Below are 16,532 nucleotides of genomic sequence, written 5' to 3' on the forward strand. Positions count from 1 at the left end.
CCGCCCACATGGGGGACCGCGCGCGCTTCCCGATTCTCCGCTTAACTTTTCCTCCTTTTCCGTCTAGATTGTCTCGCCACAACCAATTCAACGGGAACCGCAATGGGATACAGGAACACGCGAGACTGCCTCGACGCGCTCGAGGCCAAGGGCGATCTCGTCCGCATCGACAAGTCCGTCGACGCGGAGCTTGAGATCGGCGCCATCCAACGAAGGGTCTTCCAGGCCAAGGGGCCGGCGCTGTTGTTCAACAACGTGCGCGGCTGCCGCTTCCCCATGGCCGCCAACATCTACGGCACGCGGGAGCGCATGCGCTTCATCTTCCGCGACACCCTCGAGACGGTGGAGCGGCTGATGAAGCTCAAGCTCGACCCCATGGAGCTGCTCAAGCATCCGTGGCGGTATCTCAAGGCCCCGGTGACCGCCTGGCACACCCTGCCCAGACGGGTCGGGTCCGGCCCGGTCACGGCCAACGAGACGACCGTTTCGAGCCTGCCCCGGCTCAAGTCGTGGCCCATGGACGGCGGGGCGTACGTGACCCTGCCCCAGGTCTACAGCGAGGACCCGTCCAACCCCGGCTTCGCGGGGTCCAACCTCGGCATGTACCGCGTCCAGCTGACCGGCAACGAGTACGAGAAGGACCGCGAAGTGGGGCTGCACTACCAGATCCACCGGGGCATCGGGCACCACCACGCCGAGGCCATCCGGCGGGGCGTGCCCCTCAAGGTGAACGTCGTGGTCGGCGGCGCGCCGTCCATGACCCTGGCGGCCATGATGCCGCTGCCCGAGGGGTTGGCCGAACTCTTTTTCGCCGGGGCGCTCGGCGGCCACCGCATCCCCATGGTCCGCCGGCCCGGCGGGCTGCCCATCCCGGCCCAGGCGGATTTCTGCATCTGCGGGCATGTGACCCTGGGCGAGGAAAAGCCCGAAGGCCCCTTCGGCGACCATCTGGGCTACTACAGCCTGGCCCACGGCTTCCCGGTCCTGAAGGTGGACAAGGTCTTTCACCGCGACGACGCGGTCTGGCCGTTCACCACCGTGGGCCGTCCGCCGCAGGAGGACACCATGTTCGGCCAGTTCGTGCACGAGCTGACCGCCGAGCTGGTCCCGTCGGTCTTCTCCGGGGTGCACGAGGTCCACGCCGTGGACGCGGCCGGGGTGCACCCGCTGCTCCTGGCCGTGGGCAGCGAGCGGTATGTCCCCTACGCGGCGGAGCGCCAGCCCCAGGAGCTTCTGACCAACGCCATGGCGCTGCTCGGCAACACCCAGACTTCGCTCTCCAAGTACGTGCTCATCGCGGCGCGGGAGGACCTGCCCTACGGGCTGACCTGCCACGACGTGCCGGGCTTCTTCCGCCACCTGCTGGAGCGGGCGGACCTGACCCGCGATCTCCATTTCATCACCCGGACCACCATCGACACCCTGGACTATTCCGGCATCAGCCTGAACCAGGGGTCCAAGCTGGTTTTCGCCGCGGCCGGGAGCCGCAAGCGGGAGCTGGGGACCGAGCTGCCGTCCGGCCTGGACCTGCCGCGCGGGTTCCGCGACCCGCAGGTCTTCGCGCCCGGCATCCTGGTCCTCAAGGGACCCAAGCACCGCCGCAAGCGCGACCAGCAGGACCCGGCCCTGGAGCGGCTGGGCGAGCTGTTCGCCCGGGTGGAGGGCATCGAGCGGTTCCCCATGATCGTGGTGGCCGACGACGCGAACTTCACCGCCGCGAACTGGGACAATTTCCTGTGGGTGACCTTCACCCGCTCGGACCCGGCCACGGACATCTACGGCGCGGGGGGCTTCACCCACGCCAAGCACTGGGGGGCCGAAAAGGCGATCGTCATCGACGCCCGGCTCAAGACCTATCACGCGCCGCCGCTGGAACCGGACCCCGAGGTGGAACGGCGCGTGGACGAACTGGGAGCCAAGGGCGGCCCCCTGCACGGAATCATCTGAGGGAGAACCACATGGACGAAAAGATCACCCAGGAACTGAAACTCGCCTTTGCCTGCGATCTCTACGAGACCGTCAAGGCGGCCCGCAAGAACCGGGAGGAGAGCGTCTTCCGCCACACCATGGCCGAGGAGAACGGGCAGATGGTCTTTGTGGGGATGTTCCCCAAGAAGGAGATTCTGGCCTTCCCGGACCTGACCGAGGAGTTCAAGGCCAAGCTGTCCACCTTCAACCTGCTGGGCGTGGTCACGGACGGAAAATCCGGCCTGGACATGTTCCACGTCGGCGGGGCGAACAAGCCGTTCACCACTCTGGCCAGCGCCCAGGAAGTGGCCCGGTGCCTGGCCGACGAGCCGCTGCTGGCCTTCCTCGAACTGTACTTTCGGGTCAAGGGCGTGATGCTCGATTTCCGGGTCATGACCTACGAGGAGTTCCTCAAGGCCGTGGAGAGCGAGGTCTTCAAGAACACGTCGTTCGGCCAGATGAGCGACGCCCAGGATCTGCTGGCGAAATTCCGGAATTAGGCCTTCACGAGAACGAAAAAAAGGCCGCGCCCGTCCGGGTGCGGCCTTTCCATTTGGAAAAGGAATTTATTCCCCGTCCAGGGTCTTCTGTACCGCGGCTTCGAGCATGTGCTTGTGCAGCCGGGTGGAGATGGTCTCGCTGCGCTCCACGTTCTCGATCAGCTCGCGCAGCTTGTCCACGGACTCCAGGCAGGCGGTGACGATGATCTCCGAGGGGCTGATCTTCTGCTTGCGGATCATCTCCAGGACGTTCTCCAGCTTGTGGGCCAGGTCCTCGACGTTGGTCAGCTTGAGGAGATTGGAGCCCGCCTTGACCGAATGGGCATCGCGGAAGATGGAGTTGATGGTCTCCTGGCTGCAGTCCAGGCCGCACGTTTCCAAACGGAGAAGGCCCGACTCGATGGAGTCGAGCCGTTCGGCCGTTTCCTCAAGGAATATTTCAAGAACCTCGTCGCCTCGTTGAATCAACCTGCACCACCTTCAATGAGTTCCAGTGCGACTTGCGGGATGGTGTGGAGATCGGGCTTGGATATCTGCATGTCCGCGCCCACGGATTCGCCCTTGTGCCGCAGCTCGTTCGTGATGATGGAAGAGTACAGGATCACCGGCAGCTTGCGCAAGACCGGATCCTGCTTGATGTTCTTGGTCAGGCTGAACCCGTCCATGAGCGGCATCTCGATGTCCGAGATGACCAGGTCCACGTACTCGGTGATGTCCTTGCCCTCTTCTTCTGCCTTGGCCTTCAGGTTGAGGATGGTGCGCAACGCCTCGTCGCCGTTGTTGGTGATCAGCGGCTTGAAGTTGGCCTCGGCCAGGTTGGACTTGATCATGGCCCGGATGGTGGCCGAGTCGTCGGCCACGAGGACCTTGTACTCATGGGCGGACACGGCCATCTGCACGCCGTCGTCCGGCTCGAACTGGGACAGGATGGTCTCCAGGTCCAGGAGCTGGACGAAGTAGTCGCCCTTGTCGATGAGGCCGACGATGGCGTCCGTGTTGGTGGAAATGATGCTCGACGGCGGGATGACCTCGCCCCAGCCCACGCGGTGGATCTCGGTCACGCCGGAGACCAGGAAGCCCGTCACGGACTTGCTGAACTCGGTGACGATGACGATGTCCCGTTCCGTCTTGGGCATGTCCAGCTCCAGCCAGACCGACAGGTCCAGCACGGGCAGGATGAGGTCGCGCAGGGGGATGGTGCCCATAAAGGAAGGGTGGGGCGCCGATTCCGGCGGCTCCAGGTTGGGCGTCTCTATGACCTGCATGACCTTGGCGACGTTGATGCCGAAGAAGTTGGGAACCGGGTCCTCGCCGGGCTTGCGGATTTCATTGATATAGAATTCCAGGATTTCAAGCTCGTTGGTGCCTGTTTCCAACAGAATTCCGGTATCGATTGCGCTTTTGCTCATGTCTGTCTCCCGTTTCGGGACGGCGTCCCCGAGTCTGAGTGATACCCATTCATACGCTTTCGCCTTTTTTATGTCCACGCCATTAGATTGATAACGCTCACATTTATAACGTCTCGATCGGTTGGGGGGAACCGGCGCAGGGGGTTGACGCAATGCATCGGCCCATGCACAACGATAGGGAAATAAACTGTCCCCCAAACACAAGGGAGAAGAACAATGAACGGGAAGTATCCGACCGAGCAAGCGAAAATTCAGGATAAGCTCGTGAAAACCCTGCAAGACTCGGCCGAGGAGCTCATTCCGTGGTTTTACGGCGAGATGCCGGAATATTATTTTCTCACCCACAGCGAGGACGAGCAGTTGCAGCACCTGCGGGCGCTGCTTTCGGGCATGGTCCGCGAGGAGAAGCAGTCCATCGCCCTGCACAGCCCGTGCGGTTCGCGGGTGACGCACATCTCCCCCGGCGGGGACATGGACACCCTCGGCTGGGTGCTCAAGCAGTACCGCGACATGGACATCCAGACCGCGCGCATCTATTCCAGCCGCGACGACACCCTGCGGCTGGACACCTTCGTGGTCGGGCCGCAGCCCGCCTGCGCGGCGGACAACGTCCAGCTCCAGGAAATCCTGGCCCAGGCCAAGGCCGGGAACATCTCCCTGGATTCCGGCGAGCTGGAAGGGTTCACCCGGTTTCTCGGCCAGGTCAACGAAGATTACCTGGAGAAGTTCGAGCCGGGCCGCGCCGTGCGCCATTTCCGGACCTGCGGCTGCGTGGAGGGCCACGACCGGGTCCAGGTCCTGCTGGAGAAGAACATCCACGACGGGTTCGACCGCATCTCCGTGGCCATGGTCCAGCCGCCCAGAAAGGGGCTGTTGCACCGGGTGGTCAACGTCCTGGCGCGCGAAGGCGTGCCGGTCGACCGGGCCTATGCCGACGAGTTCGACCGGGGCGACAAGCCGTCCATCTCGATCATGAGCTTCTACCTCGACACGAACCGCATCGACCTGGACCCCGAGGGCGAGCGGTGGCGGCGCATCGAGCGCCAGCTGGAGATGTGCAAGTGGTTCGCGGCCCACGGTCTGGAGGCCCTGGCCTATGAGGACGGGTGGGAGCTGGGCCAGGTCATGCTCATGCAGGCCGCCGGCGAATTCGCCCACCAGTTCCTCATCCGCAGGGACCTGCACGCCTATCCGTCCAGCCGCGTGGTCTACGCCCTGCTCAAGCACAGGGACGTGACCAAGCTGCTGTTCGAGTTCTTCGACGCCCGGTTCAATCCCGCCTTCGAAGGGAACCGCGAGGAGGCCATGGCCACGCTGCGCGGCCGGGTGCGCGCGGCCCTCAAGGACGTGGGCAACGCCATCCATCGCGACATCCTGAACTACGTCTACAAGTTCTTCCGCTACACCCTGCGGACCAACTACTATCTGGAGCACAAGTTCGGCCTGAGTTTCCGGCTGGACCCGCTTATCCTGGCGCCGCTGCCCCGGGCGGAGCGGCCATTCGGCATCTACTGCTTCCACGGCCCCTACAGCTGGGGCTTCCAGGTGCGCTACCGCGACATGGCGCGCGGCGGGGTCCGGGTGGTCCGGACCTGGAGCCAGGAGCAGTTCGAAGTGGAGTCCAACCGCCTCTTCGACGAGGTCACCAAGCTGGCCAAGGCGCAGCAGTTCAAGAACAAGGACATCCCGGAGGGCGGGTCCAAGGCGGTCATCCTCCTCGGCCCGGACGGCAACATCGACCTGGCGGTGAAGTCCATGGTCGATTCCTTCCTGGACCTGCTCGTCATCCCCGAGGGCGCGGACGGTTTCGTCCAGCCCGGCATCGTGGACTACCTGGGCCGCGAGGAGATCATCTTCCTCGGCCCGGACGAGAACATCACCCCGGCGCACATCGAGTGGATGGCCGAGCGGGCCGCCAAGCGCGGCTACAAGTGGCCGAGCGCCTTCATGAGCTCCAAGCCGGGGGCGGGCATCGCCCACAAGAAATACGGCGTGACCTCCGAGGGGGTCATCGTCTTCGCCGAGGAACTGCTGCACACGCTCGGCATCGACCCGCGCAAGCAGCCTTTCACGGTCAAGCTCACGGGCGGCCCGGCGGGCGACGTGGCCTCCAACGTCATGCGCATCCTCATGCGCGAGTACGGCGACAACGCCCGCATCGTGGCCATGACCGACGGCCACGGTGCGGTCTACGACCCCGAGGGCATGGACCACGCCGAGCTGCTCCGGCTGATGGACAACGACCTCAAGGCCGCGGACTTCAACCGCGCCAAGCTCAAGGGCCAGGGCGCGCTGGCCGTGTCCACCGCCAATCCGGACGGGACGCGCCTGCGCAACTCCCTGCACAACACCGTGGTAGCCGACATCTTCATCCCGTCCGGCGGCAGGCCCGACACCGTGAACATGTCCAATTGGAAGGAGTTCCTGCAAAAGGACGGGACCCCCTCGGCCAGGGGCATCGTCGAGGGCGCGAACATCTTCATCTCCGCCGACGCCCGCGCCCATCTGGAGCAGGCGGGCGCGCTCGTCGTGCCCGGCCCTTCGGCGAACAAGACCGGGGTCATCTGCTCGTCCTACGAGATCCTGGCCGGGCTGATCCTGAGCGAGGCCGAGTTCCTGGAGATCAAGGACGACTACGTGGCCCAGCTCCTGGACATCCTCCGGCTGCGCGCCCGGTCCGAGGCGCGGGTGCTCATGCGCGAGTACAGGCTGGCCGGGGGAGAGCGGACCATCACCCAGCTCTCCTATGCCCTGTCCGAGTCCATCAACACCCTGGCCGACCGCGTGGACGCAGTACTCATGGAGTCCGTGGACCGGGTGGCCGACGACCCGGAGCTTGTCGAAGTCCTGCTCGCCTACTGCCCGCAGGTCCTGGTGGAGCGGTTCCGTGAGCGGATCGTGAACGACCTGCCCAGGGCGCACCAGCTGGCTCTGCTGGCCTCCTACATCTCGGCCAAGATGCTGTACCAGGAGGGCATGGGCTGGGCCGACCGGCTGGTCTCCCTGCGCGACGTGCGCCAGGTGGTTCGCAGCTACCTGGCCGAGGAAAAGGTCGTCGGCGGGCTGCTGGCCGAGGTCCGGCAGGCCGGGCTGTCCCACGCCGAACTGATCGAGCGCATCCTCGACCACTCCGGGCGCAAGCTCCTGACCCTCGACCGCCTCGGCCTGGGCTAGGCCCCCCGTCGCCCGGCGGCGCACCGCGCGCCGCCGGGCGGAAGCGGGGAGGGGTTGACATCCGGCAACGCTTGGTTATACTGTTATGACAAATGAGTGAATGTTCATACGAGGTGAGTGAAATGTCGAACATCGCATGCAGTGACACCGAGCAGCACGCCAAAAACGTGGCCTCGGCCAAGCAGTCCATGCTTTCCGAGCGGGAGTTCCTGTTCCTGGCCGAGCTGTTCAAGGCGCTGGGTGACTATACCCGGGTGCGCATCCTGTTCGCCCTGTCCGTGGGCGAGCTGTGCGTCTGCGCCCTTGCCGAGGTGCTGGACATGTCCCAGTCCGCCATCTCCCACCAGCTCCGGCTGCTGCGCGCCGCCAAGCTGGTGCGCTACCGCAAGGAAGGCAAAAACGTGTTTTACTCCCTGGACGACGACCACGTGCGCAACCTGGTCTCGCAGGGACTCGACCACATCAAGGAAGAGGCGTAGCCCGCCTCCTCCTTTTTTTTGTTCAATTTTATGAATACCTACTCATTCATGAACAAGACGTAGGTGTGAGGATTTTCGAATGATCGATCTGTTGACGGGCATATTGGCCGCTTCCTGGAACGTTCTGGTGGAGGCGGGGCCGTATGTCCTTTTCGGCTTTTTCGTGGCCGGACTGCTCAAGGCGTTCGTGCCCGACTCCTTCATGGCCCGCCACCTGGGGGGCGATTCCGTCGGCTCGGTGGTCAAGGCCGCCGTGATCGGCGTGCCGCTGCCCCTGTGCTCCTGCGGGGTGCTGCCCGCCGCCCTCGGGCTGCGCAAGCAGGGCGCGAGCAAGGGCGCGACCACCGCGTTCATGATCTCCACCCCCGAGACCGGGGTGGACTCCATGGCCGTGACCTACGCGCTCATCGACCCGTTGATGACCGTGATCCGGCCCTTGGCCGCCACCGTGACCGCCGTGTTCGCCGGGGTACTGATCAACGCCTTTCCGGACCGCAAGGCCGAGCCGCAGCCTCTTGCGGGGTTGTCCGACAGCTCGGCGGCCTGCACCGGCTGCGGCTGCGGCGGGTCCTGCGCCGTCCCGCCCGGAGAGTCGGTCGCGGCCCGGTTCCGCAGCGGCATGGAGTACGCCTTCGGCGAGATGATCTCGGACATCGGGCGCTGGCTGCTGGTGGGCGTGCTCATCGCCGGGGTCATCTCCGCGGCCATGCCCGCCGACGCCCTGGACCGCTACGTGGGCACCGGGCTGCTCTCCTACCTGGCCATGCTGGTGGTGGCGCTGCCTCTGTACGTCTGCGCCACGGCGTCCACGCCCATCGCGGCCTCGCTGCTGCTCAAGGGGCTTTCGCCGGGCGCTGCCCTGGTCTTCCTGCTGGCCGGTCCGGCCACCAACGGCGCGACCATCACGGTCATGCTCAAGACGCTGGGCAGGCGTGCCGCCGGGCTGTACGTGGGGTCCATCATCGTCTGCTCCCTGGCCCTGGCCTACGCCACGGACCATCTCTACGCGGCGCTCGGCCTGGACATCCGGGCCGTGGTCTCCGAGGTGGGCGAGCTGCTGCCCCATTGGGTGGGCGTGACCTCCGCCGTGATCACGCTCCTGCTGGTGGCGCGCAGTTTTCTGAAGCGGGATCACGAATCCCACGGCTGAGGCTAGGTCCGGTCCCGGTCGGGACCGTGCGAGAAGGCGGGCTAGCGCGAGCTGTCCCGCCTTTCTTTTCTCCGAGCAACATGCTAATAGCCCGCCATCAAATTCGAGGGGAACGACCATGAAAAAACTCTTCCTCGCCCTGGCCCTGATCCTGGCCATGGCGACCGCCGCCCGCGCCGACGCCGTCTCCATCAGGTTCGGCATCCTGCCGGTCATCGATACCCTGCCGCTCCAGGTGGCGGAGAAGGACGGCCTGTTCGCCGAGAACGGGCTGGACGTCACCCTGGTCAACTTCATGTCCGCCCTGGAGCGCGACACGGCCATGCAGACCGGCCAGATCGACGGCTATTTCGGCGACCTGGTGGCCACCTATCTGCTGCTCAACCAGGGCGTGCCCATGCACATCGCCCTGACCTCCTGGCGGACCACGCCCGGCTATCCCATGTTCGGCATCGCGCTCGCGCCCGCCAACCGCGACCGCGACCTGGGCGGTATGAGGGGGGGCTCCCTGGCCCTGTCCAAGTCCACGGTCATGGAGTTCCTGGCCGACAAGCTGGAAATGAGCCTCGGCGTTGACCAGGGGTACTTCGTCCGGACCGAGGTCAAGAAGATGCCCATCCGCCTCCAGATGCTCCTCACCGACCAGGTGGACTCCGCGCTCCTGCCCGAGCCGCTCCTGTCCCTGGCCCGGCTCAAGGGCGGCGGGGTGCTGGCCACGGCCGAGAACCTGGACCTGCCCCTGACCGTGCTCTGCCTGCGCAAGCGGTATTTCGAGAACGACGGCGAAGGGTACCGGCGGTTCGTCAAGGCCTATGCCGAGGCCGTGAAGCGGCTCCGGGAAGCCCCGGAGAAGTACCGCGCCCTCATGGCCGAGACCTGCCGCATCCCCAAGCCCCTGATATCCGAATTCCCGGTCTATCCCTTCCCCGCGCCCGCGCTGCCGACCTCGGCGGAGCTGGAGGACGTCCAGGCGTGGATGGTCTCCAAGGGGCTGCTCAAGGCCCGGATTTCCGACGCGCAAGCGTTGTCGCCCGTCAAGCCGTAAGCGATGCTGACGGCGGAGAAACTGGGCAAGTCCTATGACGGCAAGCGCGTCATCGAGGACGTCTCCTTCACCCTGGACGGCGGGCAGACCCTGGCCGTGGTCGGGCCTTCCGGCTGCGGCAAGACGACCCTGCTGTACCTCCTGAGCGGGCTGGCCGCGCCCGACACGGGCCGGGTCCTCATGGACGGTCGCCCGGTGACCAAGCCCTCGCCGGATATCTCGATCATTCTCCAGGACTACGGGCTGCTGCCGTGGCGCACCGTGGTGGACAACGTGGCGCTGGGCCTCAAGATCCAAGGCATGGGCCGCCGGGAGCGGCTCAAGCGCGCCCGCGAGCAGCTGGCCGAAGTGGGCATCGTCGGGCGCGACAACGACTATCCCGCCAATCTCTCCGGCGGCGAGCAGCAGCGGGTGGCCATCGCCCGCGCCTTCGTCACCCGCCCCGGCCTGACGCTGCTGGACGAACCGTTCTCCTCCCTGGACGCCCTGACCCGCGAGCGGCTGCAACTGGCCCTGCTCGACGCCTGGCAACTGCGCCGGACGCCCTACGTGCTGGTCACGCACTCCCTTGAGGAGGCGGTCATGCTCGGCCAGCGGATCATGGTCATGTCCGCGCGCCCGGCCCGGCCCGTGGCCGTGTTCGACAATCCCGGCTTCGGCGACGCCCGCATCCGCGACACCGAGGCGTGCTTCGCCCTGCTCAAGGAGCTCCGGCACACCGTGGAGGCGCAATGGTAGGGCTGTTGCGCTCCCTGGCCCGCTACGGGCTGGTGATCCTGGTCATGGGCGTGCTCTGGAAGCTCGCGGCCCTGGCGCTGGGCGGGGTCATCCTGCCCGATCCCGAGGACGCGGTGGCGGCCCTGGCCCGGGCCATGACCACGCAAATCTTCTGGGAGCATTTCGGGGTCAGCCTGTACCGCTCGGTGACCGCCATGGGACTGGCCTGGATCATCGCCTTCCCCCTGGGGCTGGTCATGGGCAGCGTCAAGCGGGTGGACAAGCTCCTGGCCCCCTTCGTGTTCCTGACCTATCCGGTGCCCAAGATCGTGCTCCTGCCGGTGTTCCTGCTCCTGCTCGGGCTGGGCGACACCTCCAAGATCGCCATGATCGCGCTCATCCTCGGCTACCAGATCCTGGTCACCACCCGCGACGGCGTGCGTTCCATCCATCCCAAGTATTTCGACTCGGTCCGCTCCCTGGGCGGGACGAGTTCGGACGTGCTCCGCGAGGTGCTGCTCCCCGCCGCGCTGCCCCACGGATTCACCTCCCTGCGGCTCGGCACCGGCGTGTCGGTGGCGGTCCTGTTTTTCGTGGAATCCTTTGCCACCTCGCGCGGCCTGGGATATATGATTATGGACGCCTGGGGAGCCATGGACTACCTGACCATGTTCGCCGGCATCCTGGGCATGTCCATCATGGGCGCGGCCCTGTACGAGATCGCCAACGTCTTTGAACGCAAGGCGTGCCGGTGGATGTTCCTGCGCGCCAAGGACTAATTCGGAGGAACCAGTTCTGCCCACCACCAAGCTCGAATTCGACGACGGCCGCATGGCCGGCCAGCTCTTCGGCCCCCATGACCAGCACCTCAAGCTCCTGGGCGAACGCGTGGGCGTGCGCATCGAAAGCCGGGGGTCCACCCTGACCATCCACGCCCCGGAAGGGGAGGCGGAGAAGGGCGATCTGGCCGCCCAGGTCCTGACCCAGCTCTACGCCATGGTCCGCAAGGGCAAGTCGGTCTATCCGCAGGACGTGGACTTTGCCTGCCGCATCCTGGAGCGGCAGCCCTCCGCCGATGTGGGCGAGGTCTTCAAGGGCGACGTCTACGCCACCTCCGGCAAGCGGACCGTGTCGCCCAAGTCCTTGAACCAGCGTGAATATCTCGACGCCATCCGCGATTCGGACATGACCTTCGGCATCGGCCCGGCGGGCACCGGCAAGACATACCTGGCCGTGGCCATGGCCGTGGGCGCCCTGGCCCGGCGAGAGGTCAAGCGCATCGTCCTGACCCGGCCCGCCGTGGAGGCGGGGGAGAAGCTCGGCTTCCTGCCCGGCGACCTGGCCGAGAAGATCAACCCGTACCTGCGCCCCCTGTACGACGCCCTGCACGACATGCTGGATTTCGCCAAGGTCCAGGACTATCAGGACTCCGGTATCATCGAGGTCGCGCCCCTGGCCTTCATGCGCGGGCGCACCCTGAACGACGCCTTCATCATCCTGGACGAGGCCCAGAACACCACCCCGGAGCAGATGAAGATGTTCCTGACCCGCCTCGGCTTCGGGTCCAAGGCGGTGATCACCGGCGACGTGACCCAGATCGACCTGCCGTCCCAGGCCCGGTCCGGCCTGCTCCACGCCCGCACCATCCTGGAAGGGGTCAAGGGCGTGCGCTTCATTCTTTTCGACGAGAAGGACGTCATCCGCCATCCGCTGGTGGGCCGCATCGTCCGCGCCTACGACGCCCACGAGGGGAACGGCCAATGAGCCTCGCCTCCCCGGTGACCGTGGTCCGGGAAACCAGGCTCGACCCGCGTTTTCCCCTGTCCGGGGGCGAGCTGCGCGCGCTCTGCGAGACGCTCCTCGACGCCCTGGGCCTGGACGGGCGGACCTTTTCCCTCAAGCTCGTGGACGACCGGGAGATCGCCCGGCTCAACCGCGAGTTCCTGGGCTGCACCGGCCCGACCAACATCCTGAGCTTTCCGGCCCATGACCCGGACGATCCCGAACTCCCGGGAGACGAGGGCGCTTTCCTCGGCGAGCTGGCCCTGTCCGTGGACACCCTGGCCCGCGAGACCGACCTCTACGGCCAGACTCCGCTGGAACACCTGGCCCGGCTGCTGGCCCACGGGCTGCTCCATCTGGCCGGCTTCGATCACGGCGAGATCATGTTCGACATGACCGACGCGGCCGTGGACCGGGCGCTCCTGGAGCACGGGGGCGCGGCGTAGCCATGGCGGCCATCCGGGGCAGGGAGCTCTACCAGGTCCTCTTCTACGGGGTCATCTTCGTGGTGGCGGCCGTCGGCGCGCTGGCCTACTGGGGCGTGCGCGAGATCCGGCGCGACGCGGCGGTGGTGGCCGTGGAGAACTCGGCGCGCGGCCTGTCCGGGGCCGTGACCGTGCTGCTCGACGCGGTCCTGAGCACCAACGAGGAGATCGGCGAGGGGCTGCTCGACAGCCTGGAGCCGGAGGTGTTGCGCAGGGAATTCCGCAAGGTGTTCGAGCGCCACCAGAACGTGGCCGCGGTCATGATCAGCGACGGCCAGGGGCTGCGCTACCTGCTGACGCGAAGATACGGCGGCGTGGTCGAGGGCGTGCCGGACACCCTGCACACCGAGCTGGACTGGAGTCAGTTCAAGGACGCCAGGGACAAGGGCGCGCCTTTCAAGGGATGGTCCGTGGACCTGCCCGAGGTGGACCGCGCCCTGGCCGAGGAGTTCGCCCATCTGGAGCCGGGTCAGGTCAACTGGCGCAGCTCCAACCGGTTCCACGGCGTGGGCGAGGCCTGGGTTACGGCCTCCGCGCTGGAGGACACCAAGGCCGGGGAACGGCTGATGCTCTCCTTCGCCTTTCCGGTGGACGCCCTGCTGTCCCGGCTGGGCGGCGCGGAGCGGGGCGGGGCGGAACGGATTTTCCTGTACCTGGGCAACGGCAAGGCCATGCCCGTTGTCGGCGTGGGCGAAGGCGTGGCCACCGGCGTGGCCGACGCGGCGGTGAAGGGCGGCGAACTGGCCGACCCGGTGCTGGCCGGGGCGGTCAAACGGGTGGCGGCGGCTGATCCGACCGGGCCAGAGAAGCCGTTCTCCTACCAGGTGGACGGCGAGGTCTGGTGGGCCTGGGCCATGCCCCTGACCGTGTTCGGGGACACCCTGTCCCTGGGCGTGGCCGTGCCGCGCAAGAACGTGCTGTCCGCCCTGACCAGCGACACCTTTCTCCAGGGCGGTGCGGTGCTGCTTATCGTCATCGCCTTCGGCGTGCTCGTTGTCCTGCAGCGCAACCGGGGGAGGATAGAGGCCATGGGCCGACGGCGCGAGGCCGCGGTGACCGCCGAGGAGATCAAGTCCCTGCTCCTCGAAGGGGAGGGCGGACGCCTGGAGTTCAAGCAGACCCTGCGCTTCAACCTCAAGTCCGGCAAGAACGGCAAGGAGATCGAGCACGCCTGCCTCAAGACCGTGTCCGCATTCCTCAACTCCGAGGGCGGCACCCTGCTCGTCGGGGTGGCCGACGACGGCACCGTGACCGGATTCGGCGAGGACAATTTCGAGAGCGACGACCGTGCGCTGCTGCACTTCAACAACCTGGTGGACCGGCACATCGGCACCGAATTTTCGCGCTACATCGACAGCGCGGTCATCGACGTGGACGGGGTCAAGGTCCTGCGCATCCACTGCATTCCGGCCCGGGCCCCGGCCATTCTGGATGCGGCCAAGGGTGAGGAGTTCTACGTCCGCAGCGGCCCCGCGAGCCGCGCCCTGACCTTCCGGCAGTTTCGCGAATGGCTGGAAAAACATCAGTGATCCAATATAATTGACAGCGTTTTTCCGAGTAACTATGCGGCAGTAAATAGCAATCCAGGGAGGAGGAGCCGTGGCCGTTACAGGAATACGCCCCAGGGAAACCTTCGTCCGGATCGTCGGGCTGTCCCTCATGCTGTCGATCCTGGCGCTGGCCGTTTTTGCGTCTTCCGAGGCGTCCGCCGCCAATCCCGTGCGCATCGCCATGATCACCGCCAAGACGGGCGAGGCCGGGCCGACCAATTCCCTGTCCTTCGAGGCCGCCCGGTACTCGGTCAACGTCATCAACGGGGATCGAGGCATCCTCGGCCGACCGGTGGAGCTCCTGGAATACGATAACCAGAGCACCCCGGAGGGGAGCGCCGAAGCCGCCCGCCAGGCGCTCGCCGACGGCGCGGTGGCCGTGGTGGGCTGCAACTGGAGCTCTCATTCCCTGGCCATGGCCGAGGTCCTGCAAAAGGCCCGCATCCCCATGATCACCCACATGTCCACCAACCCCGCCGTGACCTGGACCGGGGACTACATCTTTCGCGCCTGCTTCACCGACGAGCTCCAGGGCGCCGGGCTGGCGCATTTCGCAGGGGACAAGTTGCGGGCCAAGACCGCCGTGATCCTGGTGGACAGGGGCCGTACCTACAGCAAGGGGCTGGCCAAATCCTTTGCCGAGAGCTTCGAGGCCGAGGGAGGGGCGGTCCTGTGGACCGCCGAATACGATTCCGGCAACCTGAACCCGGACATGTACCTGGAGAACGTCTCCCAGCTCGACCCCGACCTGCTCTTCGTTCCCGGGGGGTACGCGGATGTGGCGGCCTTCTTCGGGAGGACCGCCCGGCACAATGTCCGCGCGGCCCGCATGAGCGGCGACGGCATCAGCGTCAAGCTCTACTCGTACATAGGCGAGCTGGCCGATGGGGTGTATTTCAGCGGCCACTGGAACCGCTGGGTGAACACCCGCCTGTCCCGCGAATTCGTCCGCGAATACGAGAAGGAGTCCGGGAAGATCAGGGAGAACACCCAGGCCCTGGTCTACGACAGCTTCATGCTCCTGCGCGAGGCCATGGAGTGGGCCGGGACCACGGACGGGCCGGAGGTGCGCGACGCCCTGTTCCGCATCTCCGGGTTCGAGGGCGTGACCGGCGAGATCACCTTTGACCGCAACGGCGATCCGATCAAGCCGCTGACCATCAATCAACTCCGATACGGAGGATTGCTGTACCTCGAACAGGTCCATCCCTGAGCCGCCCCGTGCTCCCCGCGCAGGGGCGGCCCGCCTGGATTATCACCGGATTTGGAGTGCCCAATTCCCTTTACATTCATGGTGATATGGGCCAAAATCTTTCTCTTTCCCGATATTCCGGCAATAGATGATGGAGTGAACGTACGATGCCCAAACATTTTTTGACCATTCCCGACATCCCCAAGGATGAGGTATTGCAGGTCATCCTCCGCGCCAAGGAGATGAAGGACAACAAAGTCCGGACCGATCTCCTGGCGGGCAGGACCCTGCTGCTGATTTTCGAAAAAGCGTCCACCAGGACCCGCGTGTCCTTCGAGGTCGGCGTGCGCCAGCTCGGCGGAGACCCGGTGTTCATCGCCGCCCGCGATTCCCAGCTGGGCCGCAGCGAGCCGCTCAAGGACACCGCGCGCGTCCTGTCGCGCTACGCCGACGGGCTCATCGTGCGAACCTTCGGCCAGGAGAAATTGGAAACCCTGGTCGAATACGGCGACATCCCGGTGGTCAATGCCCTGACCGACGAATACCATCCCTGCCAGATCATGGCCGACGTGCTGACCATGTACGAGCGGACCCCGGACCTCGCGTCCCTGAAGGTTGCCTGGGTGGGCGACGGCAACAACATGGCCCATTCCTTCATCAACGGTTCGGCCGCCTTCGGCTACGAGCTGGCCCTGGCCTGCCCGGAAGGGTACGAGCCGGACGCGGCCATCCTCGACGCCGCCGTGAACCGGGGCGCCAAGGTCACCCTGACCCGCGATCCCGCCGTGGCCGTGTCCGGCGCGCACTACGTCAACACCGACGTGTGGGCGTCCATGGGCCAGGAGGAAGAGCAGAAGAAGCGCGAGGCCGCCTTCGCCGGATACGAGGTCAACGACGCCCTGATGGCCAAGGGCGCGAGCGACGTCAAATTCATGCACTGCCTGCCCGCCCACCGGGGCGAGGAGGTCTCCGAGGCCGTGTTCGAATCCCCGGCCTCCATCGTCTGGGACCAGGCCGAGAACCGGCTGCACGCACAGAAAGCCATTCTCGAATGGATATATAAATAACCGAAAAGATACGA

General features: G+C 65.9%; 15 protein-coding genes. 13 read left to right on the forward strand and 2 right to left on the reverse strand.

The annotated features are described in order from the left end of the window. Nucleotides 1–102: 102 nt before the first annotated feature. Together AWY79_RS09765 and AWY79_RS09770 are read left to right on the forward strand one after the other, a co-directional pair. Nucleotides 103–1,947, forward strand: a complete 1,845-nt coding sequence (locus tag AWY79_RS09765) for a UbiD family decarboxylase (protein ID WP_066802991.1) — start codon at nt 103–105, stop codon at nt 1,945–1,947. Nucleotides 1,948–1,958: 11 nt separating this feature from the next. Next, nucleotides 1,959–2,468: a hypothetical protein gene (locus AWY79_RS09770; protein ID WP_066802994.1), complete on the forward strand. Its 510-nt coding sequence runs from the start codon at nt 1,959–1,961 to the stop codon at nt 2,466–2,468. 66 nt (nt 2,469–2,534) lie between these two features. On the opposite strand, the gene AWY79_RS09775 is transcribed toward AWY79_RS09770, so the two are convergent. Both AWY79_RS09775 and AWY79_RS09780 read right to left on the reverse strand, forming a co-directional pair. After that, nucleotides 2,535–2,936, reverse strand: coding sequence for an Hpt domain-containing protein (locus tag AWY79_RS09775; RefSeq protein WP_335343120.1), 402 nt, complete (start codon nt 2,934–2,936; stop codon nt 2,535–2,537). Further along, nucleotides 2,933–3,877 (reverse strand): chemotaxis protein, encoded by a 945-nt coding sequence (locus tag AWY79_RS09780; RefSeq protein ID WP_066802997.1) that lies wholly within the window; start codon nt 3,875–3,877, stop codon nt 2,933–2,935. The genes AWY79_RS09775 and AWY79_RS09780 overlap by 4 nt, the downstream gene beginning before the upstream one ends. A 264-nt stretch (nt 3,878–4,141) precedes the next feature. Here AWY79_RS09780 and AWY79_RS09785 point away from each other — a divergent pair, with 264 nt between their 5' ends. From AWY79_RS09785 to argF, 11 genes are all read left to right on the forward strand, one after another. Next, complete coding sequence (locus AWY79_RS09785) at nt 4,142–7,051, forward strand: NAD-glutamate dehydrogenase domain-containing protein (RefSeq protein ID WP_233490894.1); 2,910 nt, start codon at nt 4,142–4,144, stop codon at nt 7,049–7,051. Between the two features lie 122 nt (nt 7,052–7,173). Then, entirely contained in the window at nt 7,174–7,530 is a 357-nt protein-coding gene (locus tag AWY79_RS09790) for an ArsR/SmtB family transcription factor (RefSeq protein ID WP_066803002.1), read from the forward strand. An 82-nt stretch (nt 7,531–7,612) separates the two neighbouring features. Next, the gene (locus AWY79_RS09795) at nt 7,613–8,680 is read left to right on the forward strand and encodes an SO_0444 family Cu/Zn efflux transporter (protein ID WP_248845107.1); all 1,068 of its coding nucleotides are present in this window, start codon (nt 7,613–7,615) and stop codon (nt 8,678–8,680) included. Between the two features lie 118 nt (nt 8,681–8,798). Next, nucleotides 8,799–9,725, forward strand: a complete 927-nt coding sequence (locus tag AWY79_RS09800) for an ABC transporter substrate-binding protein (RefSeq protein WP_066803007.1) — start codon at nt 8,799–8,801, stop codon at nt 9,723–9,725. 3 nt (nt 9,726–9,728) lie between these two features. Further along, the gene (locus tag AWY79_RS09805; RefSeq protein ID WP_066803010.1) at nt 9,729–10,463 is read left to right on the forward strand and encodes an ABC transporter ATP-binding protein; all 735 of its coding nucleotides are present in this window, start codon (nt 9,729–9,731) and stop codon (nt 10,461–10,463) included. After that, nucleotides 10,457–11,221, forward strand: a complete 765-nt coding sequence (locus AWY79_RS09810) for an ABC transporter permease (protein ID WP_078063747.1) — start codon at nt 10,457–10,459, stop codon at nt 11,219–11,221. Before AWY79_RS09805 ends, AWY79_RS09810 begins: the two co-directional genes overlap by 7 nt. Before the next feature lie 52 nt (nt 11,222–11,273). After that, nucleotides 11,274–12,206 (forward strand): PhoH family protein, encoded by a 933-nt coding sequence (locus tag AWY79_RS09815; protein ID WP_066803013.1) that lies wholly within the window; start codon nt 11,274–11,276, stop codon nt 12,204–12,206. Further along, nucleotides 12,203–12,670 carry an rRNA maturation RNase YbeY gene (gene ybeY, locus AWY79_RS09820; RefSeq protein ID WP_066803016.1) on the forward strand — a complete coding sequence of 156 codons (468 nt, stop codon included), beginning with the start codon at nt 12,203–12,205 and terminating at the stop codon, nt 12,668–12,670. Before AWY79_RS09815 ends, ybeY begins: the two co-directional genes overlap by 4 nt. A 2-nt stretch (nt 12,671–12,672) precedes the next feature. Beyond that, a complete protein-coding gene (locus AWY79_RS09825) occupies nt 12,673–14,238 on the forward strand; it encodes an AlbA family DNA-binding domain-containing protein (RefSeq protein ID WP_066803020.1) in 1,566 nt (521 codons plus the stop codon). Between the two features lie 70 nt (nt 14,239–14,308). Then, the gene (locus AWY79_RS09830; RefSeq protein WP_133987186.1) at nt 14,309–15,472 is read left to right on the forward strand and encodes an ABC transporter substrate-binding protein; all 1,164 of its coding nucleotides are present in this window, start codon (nt 14,309–14,311) and stop codon (nt 15,470–15,472) included. Nucleotides 15,473–15,618: 146 nt separating this feature from the next. Next, complete coding sequence (gene argF / locus AWY79_RS09835; protein WP_066803026.1) at nt 15,619–16,518, forward strand: ornithine carbamoyltransferase; 900 nt, start codon at nt 15,619–15,621, stop codon at nt 16,516–16,518. The last annotated feature ends 14 nt before the right edge of the window (nt 16,519–16,532 follow it).

The sequence above is a fragment of the Pseudodesulfovibrio indicus genome (assembly GCF_001563225.1).
GTDB classification, from domain to species: Bacteria; Desulfobacterota; Desulfovibrionia; order Desulfovibrionales; family Desulfovibrionaceae; genus Pseudodesulfovibrio; species Pseudodesulfovibrio indicus.

Bases quoted from the DNA above. Each gene is read 5' to 3' on its own strand.
- AWY79_RS09765 (WP_066802991.1), top strand. From the start codon at position 103: ATGGGATACAGGAACACGCGAGACTGCCTCGACGCGCTCGAGGCCAAG.
- AWY79_RS09770 (WP_066802994.1), top strand. From the start codon at position 1,959: ATGGACGAAAAGATCACCCAGGAACTGAAACTCGCCTTTGCCTGCGAT.
- AWY79_RS09780 (WP_066802997.1), bottom strand. From the start codon at position 3,877: ATGAGCAAAAGCGCAATCGATACCGGAATTCTGTTGGAAACAGGCACC.
- AWY79_RS09790 (WP_066803002.1), top strand. From the start codon at position 7,174: ATGTCGAACATCGCATGCAGTGACACCGAGCAGCACGCCAAAAACGTG.
- AWY79_RS09800 (WP_066803007.1), top strand. From the start codon at position 8,799: ATGAAAAAACTCTTCCTCGCCCTGGCCCTGATCCTGGCCATGGCGACC.
- AWY79_RS09805 (WP_066803010.1), top strand. From the start codon at position 9,729: ATGCTGACGGCGGAGAAACTGGGCAAGTCCTATGACGGCAAGCGCGTC.
- AWY79_RS09810 (WP_078063747.1), top strand. From the start codon at position 10,457: ATGGTAGGGCTGTTGCGCTCCCTGGCCCGCTACGGGCTGGTGATCCTG.
- AWY79_RS09815 (WP_066803013.1), top strand. From the start codon at position 11,274: ATGGCCGGCCAGCTCTTCGGCCCCCATGACCAGCACCTCAAGCTCCTG.
- ybeY (WP_066803016.1), top strand. From the start codon at position 12,203: ATGAGCCTCGCCTCCCCGGTGACCGTGGTCCGGGAAACCAGGCTCGAC.
- AWY79_RS09825 (WP_066803020.1), top strand. From the start codon at position 12,673: ATGGCGGCCATCCGGGGCAGGGAGCTCTACCAGGTCCTCTTCTACGGG.
- argF (WP_066803026.1), top strand. From the start codon at position 15,619: ATGCCCAAACATTTTTTGACCATTCCCGACATCCCCAAGGATGAGGTA.